A 15,555-nucleotide genomic window follows, 5' to 3' on the forward strand; every position below is an offset into this window, starting at 1 on the left:
TTTTAACATGCAGAAAAAATTAACTGCCCGCCGATATAGGTTTGCTGCACCTTATATTCATCGTTCATTAACACTAAATCAGCACGCTTCCCAATTTCTAGCGAGCCGAACTGCTTGTCTATACCTAAGAATTTAGCCGGGTATAGAGAGGCCATTCTTATCGCCTCCTCTGGCGACACCTCAAGCATAGAAACTGTATTTTTAACGGCTCCAGCCATATCAAGTACGCAGCCAGCAAGCTCACCCGTTACTGCATTAAGCCTATCACCAACACGAATGACTTCTGTGCCAAATAGCTCAAAACTCTCTTCGTCATTAAGCCCTACTGGCGGCATAGCGTCAGTGACTAACATGACTTTGCCTTGAGGCTTGGCGTTAATTGCCACTTTTGCTGCAGCTGGATGGACATGATGCCCATCAACAATAAGTCCACACCATGTATCTGCACTCTCTAGCGCTGCGCCAACCATGCCTGGGCTACGTGAGCCAAAAGCAGACATTGCATTAAAGAGATGAGTAAAACCTGTGGCACCGGCAACTAAAGCAGCCTTTACGGTATCATAGTCAGCATTAGAGTGACCCAAGCATACCTTTACGCCACTTTCCACCAGCGCCGATATCACGTCAGGTGAAACATTCTCCGGCGCAAGCGTGACGACTTTCACACCTAAGTCTTGACGGCTAAACACCTCAAGTTCGGCATCTGAAATCCGTCGTATCTGTGGCTCTGGATGAACGCCCTTTTTGGGAACTGAAAGATGAGGCCCTTCAAAATGAACGCCTAAAACACCAGAACTTTTAGAGGCTATAGCATCAGCTACCGCATCGGCAGCACGCTGCATTACACTCACATTATCGGTAATTAGTGTTGGCAAGTAAGCGGTAGTGCCAAACTTTGCATGAGCAAAACCTATAGCCTCAATACCTTGACGTGTAGGGGTTGCATTAAACAGTACTCCGCCACCGCCATTTACCTGAACATCAATAAATCCGGGGCAAACAGTGCCACTAACTCTAGACTCACTAGCGCCCTTTACAGTATCAAACGCAATGATATGGTCGTCTTCAAAAGTGATAGGCTGATCTGAATGAAACTGCTGCCCATCAAAAAGTCGCTCTGCTACTATTGTTTGCTTCATTGGAAACTCACTATCAATTTTTGTCTATGCCACCATTGAAACAGCACAAAGCTATTTCTGTTGTAGCTTATGATGCTCTTGCTGTGCGTAGAACGCTGCGCCCCACTCTGGAGGCTGTAGCGTCGGCGCTATTTCAGCTATAACATCGTCATCGAGCCAATTGGCCAGCGGTTCAGCAAGGCCGCCAATCATAGAAAAACGCGGTGGTTCTATTGTGAATAGTTTCCTTGCCAGCTCACTGATATAACCAGCCCCCTCGCGTACAATGTCTTGCGCCACGCCATCTTTTAGTTGGGCAGCTTCAAACACGTTTCTCGCTAACTTGGCATAGGTACTAGACGATTGTCCTGCTAAATTGTCTACGATCCCCATGGCATTATTAACATTGAAATGGGCGAAAAGGCGTTCTGTGAGCATGGTTTTCTCACCAAAACCATCTAACGCTAGCAGTACCTGCTCACTGGCTTTTTGTCCAAGCCATGCCCCGCTACCTTTATCACCTAAACCAAAGCCATGACCACCAAGACAAAGCTCCTCTCCGCCAACGTGTGCATAGCCACAAGAGCCCGTGCCTGTAATGATGACCGCGCCATCTCCGCCTTCATGAGCACCGATACATGCAGTATGAAGATCAGTGGTTAGGTACATACAGGCAAACGGGTGTTGCCAATTCAATACTTGCTCATAAAGCCTAGAGACATTGACACCTGCAAGCCCAAGCCCTGCAATTAGCCGCTTGCTGTCTGAGCTTTTAAGTCCTGCATCTGCTAACGCCAACTGAGTTGACTCTTCAATAGATTGGAATGTTTGTGCTAAACCATGCAGCGGGTTGGCACGCCCGGCGACGCCAGTTCCCACAATGCTGAAATCACTTGCATATATAGTTGCGCGGCACTTACTGCCACCACCATCAATACCTATATACAAGGATGTTTCTTTCGCCTGGCCTATGCCCATGACAAACCTCTTTATTGTTCTAATATTTAATGTTGAGCGAGTAAACTTAACTGAGAAACCTAATAAGTTAATTGTATGTTACAACAAAAATGACAGCGTTGTCATTTGTTTTTTTACATTGCTTTAAAGACCTGATTAGATGCAGTAACACTTGTTAGTTACCGCATCCAACCTAAGTAAATACTCACATCATGACAGCACTTTGTCTGATGCTGTTGTTATTGCACTCGCAATGTTCGACCTTTTCGCACACCGTCAGCGGCAATAGCACGAACTTCGACATTCCCCTTAACAAGTGCGCCCGCTTTGTAAAGCTGCCATTCCTCACCATTGACGCGATACTCTATCGCCAATCCTGGATAGATAAGGTTAGCGAATAGCTTATTATCTTTTATTACAGCGCCAACTGTCGGTACTCGGTAGCTAATGCCTGCTTTATCAAGCTTTATTAATTCCTTATAGCCTAAGGTATTAGCAATCGCCTGCCACTCTAATGCCTGTTGTGCTCGCATATCTTGAGTAAACATTCCGCTTTGTTGATTATAAATAGCCCCTTGATATTGGTAAGGCACTTCCCAACTTGGCTTATGCCATGCTCGCTCGGCTAGCATCAATACCCGCGGGAACATCAAGTACTCAGCAATCTCGTCACTGCGAACCGTTTCGCTCCAAAGCTGACCTTGAATACCACTAAATGCAGCCGACTTAGCAAGCGGGCCACTTACAATATTGCCATTTTTATCGCGTTTAACGGTGTCATCAGCTTCGAAAGGCAAGCCCTCAATATCGGTCCATTGTTCAGCATTGGCAGGCAGGTTGTCGGTCATAAAGCTATGCACGTGCTTAGTGTTACTTTGTCTAATCCCCCAGTAATAGCCGTGCTCCTTTGGATCGGCTTCATAGGGAAAATCAAAGTAGAGAACTTCAGGTTGACTCAATACTGTCTGCCAACCCAAATTTGCTTGTTGATGGGCGCGCTTATGGCCTGCATGCGCAACGATATCCCAAATGTTAGACTGAACCTTTTTTGGCATGTTCTCTGGGCGAGTATGGCTCATGCCATCGCTCCAGCCTGCGGCTTCGATGCCTTTTGCTGCAAGTATAGAAGCGGTTCTTTCGATAAAATATGCCCCAAGTTCACTGCTGTCTTTAACACCTTTATCGTTATTGGCGATAAACGCTTTACACACAGGAGACTCAAGCCAAGCTCCTGCGGTTTCGTCAGCACCAATATGGTAAAGCGTAAGCGGTACACCAGCCGTTTTATGCAGTTGTGCTATCTCATCAATGACTTTATCGATAAAAGTAAACGTCGACTCCATACACACATTTAGGGTGTTATCGTCATAGTATTGCACCGATGAATAAACCGTTTTGTCGTTACTATCTGATAGCAAATACTGTTCTGCTTTAGCCGTTAAGCCCTGCTCTAGCAGTTTACGGTAACGTGCTTCCATCGACTTAATGGCAGCGCGAGAATGGCCAGGCATATCCATTGATGGAATGACTTGGATTTGTCGAGCATTTGCAAACTGCAGGATCTCAATATAGTCCGCTTTGCTGTAGTAACCATTAACCTTAGTATCACTAAATGGTCCGCTACCTAGTTGAGGTAGTAAACAGCTATCCTCAGTTAAGTCATGGCAGCGTTTACTGCCAATATCTGTAAGCTCGGGAAGCCCTTCAATCTCTAATCGCCAACCTTCATCGTCAGCCATATGCAGATGCAACTTATTGAGCTTATAAGCAGCCATTTGATCTAATAGATCTAATATCAGCTGTTTACTATGGAAGTTGCGAGATACATCGATATGCATTCCGCGAAAATCATAGCGTGGGGAATCTTCCACTGACATCGAGTTTACGGCTAGTGTATTTACATCAACTAAAGATGTTAACGATGCCAACCCGTAAGAAAAACCAGCATCGTCATTAGCAGAAATGGTAATCTGTTGTGCACTAATATCCAGATGGTAACTACCTGGCACGTCTTTTACTGATAACGGTAATAACGTAACCATGAGCCCTTTATCTGACTCTGCAACACCCAGCCTTGCTAGACGTTTAAGCGCTGCCTTTACTGACTGAGGATTAACCTTGTTATAGCTAATCTTTAACCCATCTTTCAAAGAGGCTTGCGCAGTATTACTGGTTATTTTTACCTTTGTAGGCGTCGGTATAATGCGGTTTTCAGCCAACTTAGGGTCGGTTTTAGTCGCGAGGTTATTTGCATATAAAACGCCTGATGTCGCCCACTCGACTTTATCATTTTCGGTGCGTTTGTACTGCTTTTCAGCATCGGTAAAATCTGCAGCATAAGGGCGAAGCTCTAGGCCAGTCTCGGCATCAATTTCGACCTTGGTACTGTCTATTAATATTGGTGCAGAGCCATTAGCAACAATATAGTAATTAGGCATTGCGTCTGTTTCAGCTAACTGCCAATTGTCACCTCTAAATCGAATCGTCTTGGTCTGCCCTTTGAGTATTCCCTTAAAGCCTGTAGAAGGTTCAATTTTATGCAGATCGCCTTTAACACGAGAAATGGTGAATTCATCACCTTCAATCGATTGCACCGGTCTCATCTGAGAGTAATAGATAGCCCAATCTTTAGTCGCTACATCCACGGGAAAAGTAAGATCTATTTCTGCCACAAAACACTTTCCTCCCGCCGAGTCTTTATCGCAATGATTATCAGCAACATTAGTCACGACTCGGTAGTTCACAGCCAACTGCTGACCAATGATACTCAACTTATCTTGAGTTAGTGCAATGGGGGATCCGTCTTGTGCACCATTAGCCGTTATTTCAACATCCTTTTGAGAACACGCGCTGGTCGCCAGTATCAAGCCTACAGCTGCTACAATTAATCTTTTTTTCATTACAACCCTCATTTCCATATTCTTTTTTTATAGGTGGAACGATTTAACCAAGCCTCGTAATTTCTCCCCCTGGGTGAAATAAACGATCACTTGATTTTGCAAGTTTTTCACTGTCTATTGAAGCTGAACCCGACACAGCCACAAGATCATTTAAGCTCTTTGAGATCCCTGCAGTGACTTCGGTTTGCTCTTTTGCTGAACAGGCAACATCTAAATTCATATTGCTGATATTAGATACAATTTCGGTTACGTTACCTAGCAATATTTTAATCTCTTTAGAGTGAGATAACGCCTCACTAGATAAAAGTTGGCTTGACTGCATTACTATTACAGTCTCTGTTACTCGATGCTGTACCAGCTGGATCATCTTTTGTATTTCGCCTGTGGCCTGTTGTGTTCTGCTCGCTAGAGTTCTCACTTCATCAGCAACTACCGCAAAACCTCTACCCTGCTCTCCTGCTCTAGCAGCTTCAATCGCGGCATTAAGTGCCAGTAGGTTGGTCTGCTCCGCAATGGCATTAATCACCACCACAACTTCATCAATTTTCTGAGTCTCTTGCTGTAACTGTTCAACCGATGATGCAGATATCGTTAACTCATTGGCTAGACGGTCAGTAAGTGCTAACCCCGCATCAAACTGTGACTGGCTATGCTCGACCTCTTGGTCAGCTCTAGAAGCTTCATCAGCCGTTGACTTGGCGCTATTTGCCACCTCAAAAGCACTACCACTTAACTGAGTAATAGCGGTTACAGCGGCTTCTGCATCTAGCAGTTGTGACTGTACTCGCTGATTATTGGTATTAGAAAGTGCATCGAGTGCCGTGGCGTCGGCCAATATCTGCTCCGACGTTTCACTGACTTTAGTGATAGTGCCATGGATCTGTGCAATAAACTGATTAAAGGCTAAGCCTAATCGACCAATTTCATCTTGACTCTCTACCGGCAACTTTCGGCTTAAGTCACCATCACCAATTGCAATCTCATTCATCGCCTCGACAACATGGGCTAGAGGGGCAATCACTAATACACGTAAAATAAAGAATATAGCGACAACACTGAACACAAGAATAAGCAGCGCCATAACAATGTAAGTCGTCATGAGTTCATTCATTGCGCTATGAATAGGTGCAGCAGAAAACTCAATTGATAATTGCCCTGTCGCTTTGCCATTGTCGGTAAACTTAATGCTGTGAGCTAATAGCTCACTTGCATCAACTGTATAGGGTTGACTGATCTCGGCCATCGTTTTACCACGATGGTCTAGGACTGAGATTGAGTAGATTTTATTGGATTTTAATGATGTCGATAGTGCTGCACTAATCTGCTCAAAATCATAGTTAAATATCGGTTGGGCTAAGGTAACTTCAAGATTAGCTAAGGTATTTAGCTGGTAGCCTTCAAACTGCTGCTCTAGCTTAGATTTTTCAAGTAGGTATGCAGAGCTAAAAAGAATAGTTACGACAATAAACAGCGCCGAGGCTAGACCGATTAACACTCTTGTAGATAAGGAATTCATTGCATGGCTCCTTCAATACTAAATAGGTCCAACCATAGCTCTGATCTCGATATCGGCGTGAGCGGGCTTAACCCTGGGGTTTTTAAACGGATAATCGCTCTTTGTTCAAAGTTTGCTTTAGCGTAGAGTTCATCAATTTTCAGATGCTGATTAAACAACTTATCAAAACTGCCATCACTAACCATCAGCTCCAATCCCTGTAATAGATCTCTAGCTAGCTGAGGTTGCTGTGGAGAAACGAAGAAATAAGCTGGCGAGCGGTACTGCAGCAACACTCTATCATCAACCTTTAAACGAGGATCAGGGTGTTTATCGAGTTCGCCCCAAATCTCCTGTGCACCAAGGGCTAAATAGTCAAAGCGCTCACCTTCAAGCATCGGGTACAGATTTTTGTATTTATAGGTGGTAATAATGGGAAGGCCTGCTGCCTGAATAATGCCGGCATCGGGCCAATAGTGATTTTGCCCTGCTGTAAATTGCTCAAAGTCTGCTTGATTTCGAACACGATTAAAATCCGCTTGGGACTGCTTGCGAATAATAAGCAATCGATTACCAAGCAAACCTTTAAATATGGGGATCCTAATAGGCAAAACTTGCGACTCAAGCTCAGCTGAAGTCATACTCCAAAACACATCAACATTCCCCGCTAGCGACTCTTCAACTTTACGCTTTTGGTTCATCTCAGTGGTGATTATTTTAGACTGGTACTGACTATTGACTCGCTCAAGAGCCGTTTCCATTAATGTTAATTGCCAACTCTGAGGAATCGTAGTCACCACGTCTTTTGCAAACGCATGACTTGCCATAAGCAATACACTTAAAAGCAGTATTAGCGTCACAGCTGTTTTGTTCATATTAGTCACTCCATTAATGGCCTAATCTTGACTACCGCAGTCAACGCTAGGTAAGAGCTATTATTTTTATTATCTAATGATTAAAACAGGCCCAGTCTCTTAAGAAAAAAATGGCCGAGCACTTAAAAAGCGCTCGGCCTACACTAGTTTCTGGGGAGAGACTATAGGAATAACAAACATAATTTGTTTGTTAAAAAAACACGAATTAGGAGACCTCATCCTATCCATGCAGACCTTACAAACAACTGTCACACAAGCAGATGACAACGCTGTCATAAATAAACATACACAAGAACAAACAAGATTTCTACATTTTTTTGACAATTGTTTGTCGTAATAATGGTGATATAAAGAGCCTAGTTCTTCGATCCCCTATTCTCTATGGCTTTAAGTAAAATTTAGGTGATGGAATTTAATGACAACGCTGTCTAATGTAAGTAACATCTTGGACACATCTGAATGAAATTTTAATAATAACTAGTTCCTGAGGTGTTTTTGATTGTGCAGTTTTTAGCTGATTTTCAGCCTAGTAGATATAGAAAAATGTCTTTCATTATATTATCAACATTGCTTTGGCTTGCTTGGGCTTTGTCATTTGACTCTAGCTTAGAAGTGACTTGTAATTATTTCTATTTTTTGTTTTTAGGCATTATCGGAGCCATATTTGCCAACACCACTGGAGCAGGTGGAGGTGTGATATTTATCCCTATTTTTAACTCACTAGAATTAAGTGAACTTCAAGCTCTCTCCACATCTTTCGCCATTCAATGTTTTGGTATGACAGCGGGAACATTGACCTGGTGGAGATATTATAAAGAAAAGATAAAACACGGTTCACAGCAAATCTCTTCTGAATGGTCACAGTATCCAATCATTTTAAAGTGTTGCATACCAGCGTCTATTGCAGGCCTATGGCTTTGTCAATTAGCCAACCTTCAGCCCCCACAATCGATGCCCTTTACATTTGGAGTCTTTTCCATTGTTCTCGGAGTTATATTGGGGCTCAACAGCATTTATCGAAATAAGTACTCAGGTGATCAGGTTTTATCAAAGAAGGGCCTATATACCATAGTACTTGTAAGCTTTTTAGGTGGGATCATAACTGGTTGGCTTTCTGTTGGTGTTGGTGAGCTGATAGTCATATATTTACTATTAAAAAGAACAGCACCAATAGTCGCTATAGCCGCAGGAGTAACCGTATCAGCAGCTACGGTTTGGGCCAGCGCATATATTCATTTTACTCCATCAGCTCAAACCTATTTTCAGATTGTTCTCTTTGCTGGGCCAGGAGCCATTCTTGGTGGATTATTAGCTCGAAGAATCGTAACGTTATTGTCTATTAAAAATCTGAAACTAGTTTTTTCTTGCTGGATTATCAGTAGTGGAATTTTTATGTTACTGCTATAACCAACTAAAATATAAATAAAATAAGGAATTCAACATGGAAGCAGCGTACGTAGCTTTAAATAACAAAGAGCATCAAAATATTCGCATAAAAGACATGGACAATTTTGAAGAGTTTAGCAATGATCATATGGCACCATTAATGGTGCAAGAGTTCATACAGGCTTCTGCATCTTTTCCCATCATCTTTACCAAAGATCCAAAATCAATGCAGTTTAAAGCAGTTGCTTTATTCGGACTCACCCCCGAGACCAATCAATTTGTTGTTGAAGGAAAATGGACTGCACGCTATCTACCAATGGTACTGCGAGGTCAGCCTTTTATTGCTAGAGAAAATGAACAGCAGAGCATCATGATAGGTTTTAACAGTAACTCAAAGCTTGTTAACACAACTGAAGGCCATCGCCTTTTCGATGAAAATAGTGAACAAACTGACTATCTAAAACAGCAGGTCGCCTTCATGGGCAAGATTGCCGAATACCACCATATAACATCTTTATTTATAAAGCATTTAACTGACAATGAGTTACTGCAGCAAAAAGTGCTAACCATTAAAGGGTCTAATGGTAAAGACCATAATATTCAAGGCATTTACACCATAGATGAAGAACGCCTTAAAAACCTAGCCGATGACAAGTTAGTCATGTTTGCCAAGCAAGGGTTATTTGGTCCTATCTACGCTCATTTATCCTCTTTAGGGCAAGTTGATTTATTAATAAAGTCATAGTTAATTAGCGCACCCTAACACAAGGTGCCAACGATATGTTTATGGCGGGAGTATTTTGATGAAAATAAAACCAAAAAGCATCGTTATTGTTGGAGGCGGCACTGCTGGATGGATGGCAGTAAATAGCTTACTTTCTTCATGGAGAGATACAGTCAAAATCACTCTTGTTGAATCAAAAGATATCGGCATTATAGGGGTTGGAGAAGGCTCCACCCCTTATTTGAAACAATATTTTAGCAGTTTGGGGATTAAAGAGTCAGAATGGATGCCAGCGTGTGATGCTACTTACAAAGCGGGTATTAGCTTTCCTGATTGGTCTACAAAAGCTGGATATGAAAGCTACTTCCACCCTTTCTTTTCCAAACTGGATCTAAAGCCAGCAGATCTCTTTTTTCATAATAGCGGATTAAGAAGAAGAGGAGTAAAGGTTGACGCTCTACCTAACCATTACTTTGTATCTTCACAGCTCATAGAGTTAAACAAGTCACCAGTGCCTAAAATTGACCTTCCATTTGATGTTGATTACGGCTACCACTTTGACTCCGCCAAGCTAGGTAGGTTTTTAAAGGAGAGAGCATTAAAACTAGGGCTTACTCATGTCATTGGCAACGTTGCAAGTGTCGAGACCTCCGTTGACGGACATATAACAGCCGTCAATGTAGAAGCTCAGCAGTCACTTAACGCGGATTTTTTCATCGACTGTAGCGGATTTAAAGGTCTACTTGTTAATGAAACATTAGGCCTGTCATTTTGCAGCTATAAAGACTCCCTTTTTAATGATGCTGCAGTTGCTATACCTACCAATTTAGCGTCGCATACTGAGGTTCCTGCTCAAACAGTTTCTAGAGCATTAACCAACGGTTGGTCATGGAAAATTCCGTTAACCTCACGATGGGGCAATGGTTATGTGTTTAGTTCAGATTTTATTAGCCCTGATAGTGCAGAAACTGAATTACGAGCTCATCTTGGGTTATTAGATGCTGATATCGAAGCTAGACACTTAAAAATGCGTGTTGGACGCCTAAATCAACATTGGCATAAAAACTGCCTAGCTGTTGGGCTGTCACAAGGGTTTATTGAGCCACTAGAAGCGACTGCATTAATGCTGATACAATTTACAATCGAACGCTTTATTAGTAGTTTTGAAGACGAATCAAAGTCTGATGAATTGACTAAAGCTGACTACAATAAAGACTTAAACAAAACTTTTGATGGTGTCAGAGATTATATTGTTGCTCACTACAAGTTAAATAGTCGTAATGACAGCACTTATTGGCAAGCATGCAGAGAAGATGCACGAACACCAGATTCATTAGCTAATTTAATAACGATATGGGACAACGGTGGCGACTTTGAGAGTGCGCTTAAACAACAACAAGACTCATTGATATATTTACGCCCATCTTGGTATTGCCTTTTTTCAGGGATGGGACGCTTTCCATCTACTTCCATCGAAGACACTCAATCAGTCCCCGCATATAGAGCAAAGGAATATTGCCAAAAAATAGCAAAAAAATATTTTATCAGCCATCAAACCCAACTAGAAAAAATTTATCAAAACTGATAAAAATATAAACAAGCACAATAGTAATTATTGTGCTTGTTTTACATTAAGCGCTATAAATTTGGGCTAATTGCTCTTTGTGCTTAATAAACCCTCCAGCCTTTATTAAACATGCCTCTTTTGCCCTTTGATGATTGCGCTTCCCTGCCCTAAGAGAAGGCTTATTTGATTCTTGGAAGTGGTTCATTCCAGCTAAAATACAATACCAAGATGTTTTAAAATAAACTTGGTTATGAATATTTTCTCGTAACACTTGGTCAAAGTTACGGTTGCCAATCCAACCATCTAAAATTGATTTAAGCTCTTTAGATTGAGAAACGTTAGCCCTACAATCTTTCCAATACTGCGAGTCATTACGACCATTAAGTTTATAATGTGCTTGCAAATAATCCCTAGTACCATCTATAAGTGAGTTAATATCACTATTAAATTCCTGCTGATATTCTCGAGTGAAACCTGACTTTTCATAAAGCTCTACAAAATTCTCAATACTACGTTGGATGATATTAAGCATTGGGGCTTCGAGTGGCTCTAAAAAGCCTTGTGAGAGTCCTATAGCAACGCAGTTGTTCTTCCAATGCTCGCTTATCCGCCCAGGAGTCCAACTCAAGTGCAGCGCTTTCACTCCTTCAGCTTTCTCTCCTAAATGATGCCTCAGCTCAAGTTCTGCCTCTTCAGGTGATAGGTACTCTCGACTATATACATAGCCATTACCATATCTGCTTGCTAAAGGTATATGCCACACCCAGCCATTACTGAGTGCCTTTGAAACCGTTTCAGAAGAGAGCTCCTCATTGCTATCAATAGCTGTCGGGATCGCAACAGCACTATTATTAAATAGTTGAGATTGATAACTAATCATCTTCTCACCTAATGCTTGTTGGATCAGCAGTCCTTTAAACCCTGAACAGTCAACAAAGAGATCTGCGTTCAATTCGCCAGTGTTCTCCGTGATAACACTACTAATATCCCCCTTGCCATTCAATCTGACATCAGACACTTTATCGTCTACGAGCTTCACACCTCTTTCAACGCCTTTTTTCTTTAAAAATTCACCTAACAATCCAGCGTCGAAATGATAGCCATAATCCAAACGCTGACTAACCTCTTCTTTCGCAATTGGAGAACGACACTGCATAGCAAGTTTGGAGGTGACAAAAAAATCATCCGGATGTGCATCAACATCCATTCCCTCTCGGCGAAAATTAGCATTTGAAAAAAACAATGGTACTTGAGGACTATCAATATAGGAGTAGAAAGGGTGGAAGTAGCTGGTTTTCTGCGGCGCAGTTATCCAATCGGGAAAACTTATGCCACATTTGTAAGTCGCATTTGCGGCTTTCATCCATTCTGACTCATGGATACCTAAACGATCGAAAAAACCTTGGAAAAAAGGTGTTGTCCCCTCTCCAACCCCAACAGTGCCAATCTTTGTTGATTCAACTAATGTAATAGTGCAATCTAATTTGGCCCATCTATGTGACATTAAATTTGCAGCCATCCATCCAGCAGTACCACCACCAACGATAATGATATGACGGGGCGGGATATTCATATTCTAACTCCTTAAAGTCGCATGATTAAATCTAGAAAATGCTATATTTTACTTTCTATACCATTGTACTAATAAAAAAAGCCAGTCAAGTGACTGGCTTTTTATTACTTTCTACTTAGCAATCATTACTGAATATAGGTTTACAAACGGAAGCTTGCACCAAGGTAGTAACGACGACCGTTTGAACTTTGAGTTCCACCTAAGCGAGCACCGTCTGAATCACGCTCATAATAGTTTTCCCAGATTTCATTGGTAAGGTTTAGCGCTTCGAAAGAAATAGTAATATTTTCCGTCGCATTCCAACTTAGCTGTGCATCCACTTGCTGTTGCTCATCACGGTACTGGTTACCAATCTCTGTTTTAGCAAGGAAGTATTCGCTACGATAGTTATAGTTAACGCGTGCACTAAACAGATCATCCTCGTAATAAGCACCTAAGTTATATGAATTTTTAGAAGTATTTGGCAACTCAACATAACTATCTCGTGTCGCAGCAACAACGCTACCATCTGGATTGGTAATCAATACAGCTTCAGTGACTTTAGCATCAGCCACATCAGTGTAGGTGTAGTTAACATAACCACCAAAACCATTATCAAATGCATGCTGCATTTGGAATTCAACACCGTCAATAGATGTATTACCACCATTAACTGGTGTTCTTAGCTGGTTAATCTGTTCACCTTCAATTACAGCTGAAACAGTTGTTGTATAAATGAAATTGCTAATGTCTTTCTTAAATGCTGTTAAACCAAGTACTGATTCAGGAGTGAAATACCATTCAGCACCCAATTCATATTGAGCAGCTGTTAATGGCTCTAAGAATGGGTTACCAGCAGAACCAGAACTAGTCTCAGGAGTTAAGTTAACCGCTGGAGCTAGCTGGAATGGTGCAGGTCGAGTTAACGCACGACTTGCTGCCGCACGTAAAATAACATCTGATGATAAATCATAAGCAATATTAATACTTGGCAACCATTCAGAGTAGTCACTTTCATACTTTACAGGGTCACCTGCAACTGTACCTTCTGAGGTTGTATCCGTTTCAACATAACGAAGACCAACGTTACCACGTACGCCTTCAACATTGAATTTTGCCATTGCATAAAGTGCACTGATTTTCTCTGACACGTCGAAAGAAGAGCTTCCTTGGAACACGTCCGTATTACGACATAGATCAGTACTAGTTGCGGTACACTCATCAACGGCGTATAGCGCTTTATACATAGTGTCACGGTCAGGCATAAAGTAGCTTTGTGATGGCATACTAGTATCTGCGTGATCTACATTGACCATATCACCTGACCAGAAATCACTTGCAGGGCCTAAGCTACCAGCGCCTATTGGGTCTAAACCAGCAAGATCAGTCTTCCAGCGATTTTGTTCCATTGAGCGGTCACGGTACTTACCACCTACTTTTATTTCTTCCACACCACCAAAGTCAACATACCAAGAATAATCTAACTGTGCGTACGTTTCTTTATCGGTTGTTTCATTCAATTGATCAAAAATACCACCTAACCACATTTCATCACCAGGGTTAGTCAACCATGGGCTAGCTCCAGTGAAATCGATAGCTGGTGCAGTTCCACCTGGGTTGGTGAAATCAAATGCAGCTCGAGGATCAGTAGCATCTACCCAAAATTCAGTAAAGAAATCTCGGTTAGTACCCTTACCTTCAGTCATACCCAATTGCCAATGTAACTTGCCAGTTTCTAGCGAGTAATTACCATCAAAATCGATAACTTGAGTCGACATTTCAGAACCGTCACGGAAAATATTGTCGTAAGCCATATGACGAGCCCAACCTGGGCGGTTTGGCAGACCAGTTACATCAAGGGAATCAACAATACCGTTAGTTACTGTACCTTCGTTAGTATCTTCACCCAAGAAAGCAACACCACGGAATGGAATACCGATTAAGTTAGAGTTAACGTTATCAGCTTTCATTGTCGAACTAAGGTAATGCAGCGTCATATCAAGTTCATCAGTTGGCGCCCATTGAGCAGTCACGTCATAACCGACACGTTCGCGCTCTTGCTCGAACAATGCAGAACCAATCCCCCAAGGAGTTGCGCCTTTTTCATCAGCTCCCTTTGGTGGCTCCATTAGTGGGTCAATACGTTCAATTGATGGTCCAAACCAACCGAAATCTTCAGTCGTTTCACGACGAACTGAACGTTTCTGATACGATGCAGAAACTAACATACCAAAAGTTTCTTCTTCGTTTTTCCAGCTATACAGTCCAGAAAGACCCGGATCCCACTCTTCAGAAAGGTCGCCGTATTGGCCTTCTACAGATGCGTTAAAAGTGTTTGCTTCTAAATCAAGCGGCTTACGGGTGTGTAAAATAACGGTACCACCAAGAGCACCTTCATCAATATCCGCTTGAGATGTTTTGTAAACTTCCAACCCTGAAATCATTTCAGATGCTAAAAGTTCAAAGTTAAAGTTACGGGTAGCATCAGAAAGGACAAACCACTGACTAGTACCAACGGCTTGGCCATTCAACAATGTTAAGTTTTGGTCTGGCTGAACACCACGAATAGTTACGCCTTGACCTTCACCAAATGTTCTATCAATAGTAACGCCAGGAATACGTGCTAGAGTTTCTGCAACGTTTTTATCTGGGAACTTGCCGATATCTTCAGCTGAAATTGCATCAACCGTTCCGTCGGCAAAACGTTTAGAGTTCAAGTTGGCAGCTTGTGAAGCACGAATACCACGCACTTCGATTTTTTCAATATTTTCATCTGCAGCTGCGGCATCGGCATCAGCCGCCATTGCAGACATAGAAAAAGCACTTCCAAGCAGAAGCGCTATGTTTGTAGCTAGTACAGTTTTCTTAAAAGTAGATGGTCGCATCTCGTTTCCCTTCCATAACTTATTTTATTTTTTTATATCCATAACCATTCCCCAACCGGAATGACAACGCTGTCATGTCTAGAACAAACATTACAC

Annotated in this window: 10 protein-coding genes; 3 read left to right on the forward strand and 7 right to left on the reverse strand. The window is 42.0% G+C overall.

Annotated features, from left to right (window positions below):
* Positions 1–2: 2 nt before the first annotated feature.
* The 5 genes from nagA to SWP_RS16530 all read right to left on the reverse strand — a co-directional run bounded on the left by nagA (position 3) and on the right by SWP_RS16530 (position 7,297).
* Positions 3–1,139 (reverse strand): N-acetylglucosamine-6-phosphate deacetylase, encoded by a 1,137-nt coding sequence (nagA, locus tag SWP_RS16510; protein ID WP_020913731.1) that lies wholly within the window; start codon positions 1,137–1,139, stop codon positions 3–5.
* A gap of 51 nt (positions 1,140–1,190) precedes the next feature.
* Positions 1,191–2,096: an N-acetylglucosamine kinase gene (gene nagK, locus SWP_RS16515; protein ID WP_020913732.1), complete on the reverse strand. Its 906-nt coding sequence runs from the start codon at positions 2,094–2,096 to the stop codon at positions 1,191–1,193.
* A gap of 218 nt (positions 2,097–2,314) precedes the next feature.
* Positions 2,315–4,975 (reverse strand): family 20 glycosylhydrolase, encoded by a 2,661-nt coding sequence (locus SWP_RS16520; protein WP_020913733.1) that lies wholly within the window; start codon positions 4,973–4,975, stop codon positions 2,315–2,317.
* Positions 4,976–5,018: 43 nt separating this feature from the next.
* On the reverse strand, positions 5,019–6,491 hold the full coding sequence (locus SWP_RS16525) for a methyl-accepting chemotaxis protein (RefSeq protein ID WP_020913734.1): 1,473 nt from the start codon (positions 6,489–6,491) through the stop codon (positions 5,019–5,021).
* Positions 6,488–7,297: a type 2 periplasmic-binding domain-containing protein gene (locus tag SWP_RS16530; protein WP_044556491.1), complete on the reverse strand. Its 810-nt coding sequence runs from the start codon at positions 7,295–7,297 to the stop codon at positions 6,488–6,490. The genes SWP_RS16525 and SWP_RS16530 overlap by 4 nt, the downstream gene beginning before the upstream one ends.
* A gap of 549 nt (positions 7,298–7,846) precedes the next feature.
* On the opposite strand from SWP_RS16530, the gene SWP_RS16535 reads away from it, so the two are divergent.
* Genes SWP_RS16535 through SWP_RS16545 form a run of 3 tightly spaced genes read left to right on the forward strand, consistent with a single transcriptional unit; the run spans position 7,847 to position 11,040 of the window.
* Complete coding sequence (locus tag SWP_RS16535; RefSeq protein WP_143711208.1) at positions 7,847–8,752, forward strand: sulfite exporter TauE/SafE family protein; 906 nt, start codon at positions 7,847–7,849, stop codon at positions 8,750–8,752.
* Between the two features lie 34 nt (positions 8,753–8,786).
* Positions 8,787–9,476, forward strand: coding sequence for a SapC family protein (locus SWP_RS16540; RefSeq protein WP_020913737.1), 690 nt, complete (start codon positions 8,787–8,789; stop codon positions 9,474–9,476).
* A gap of 58 nt (positions 9,477–9,534) precedes the next feature.
* The gene (locus tag SWP_RS16545) at positions 9,535–11,040 is read left to right on the forward strand and encodes a tryptophan halogenase family protein (RefSeq protein ID WP_020913738.1); all 1,506 of its coding nucleotides are present in this window, start codon (positions 9,535–9,537) and stop codon (positions 11,038–11,040) included.
* A 46-nt stretch (positions 11,041–11,086) separates the two neighbouring features.
* Here SWP_RS16545 and SWP_RS16550 read toward each other — a convergent pair whose 3' ends face one another.
* Entirely contained in the window at positions 11,087–12,595 is a 1,509-nt protein-coding gene (locus SWP_RS16550) for a tryptophan halogenase family protein (protein WP_020913739.1), read from the reverse strand.
* A gap of 140 nt (positions 12,596–12,735) precedes the next feature.
* Positions 12,736–15,459, reverse strand: coding sequence for a TonB-dependent receptor (locus tag SWP_RS16555; protein ID WP_020913740.1), 2,724 nt, complete (start codon positions 15,457–15,459; stop codon positions 12,736–12,738).
* Positions 15,460–15,555 lie beyond the last annotated feature (96 nt).

It is taken from the genome of Shewanella piezotolerans WP3 (genome assembly GCF_000014885.1).
Classification (GTDB): domain Bacteria; phylum Pseudomonadota; class Gammaproteobacteria; order Enterobacterales; family Shewanellaceae; genus Shewanella; species Shewanella piezotolerans.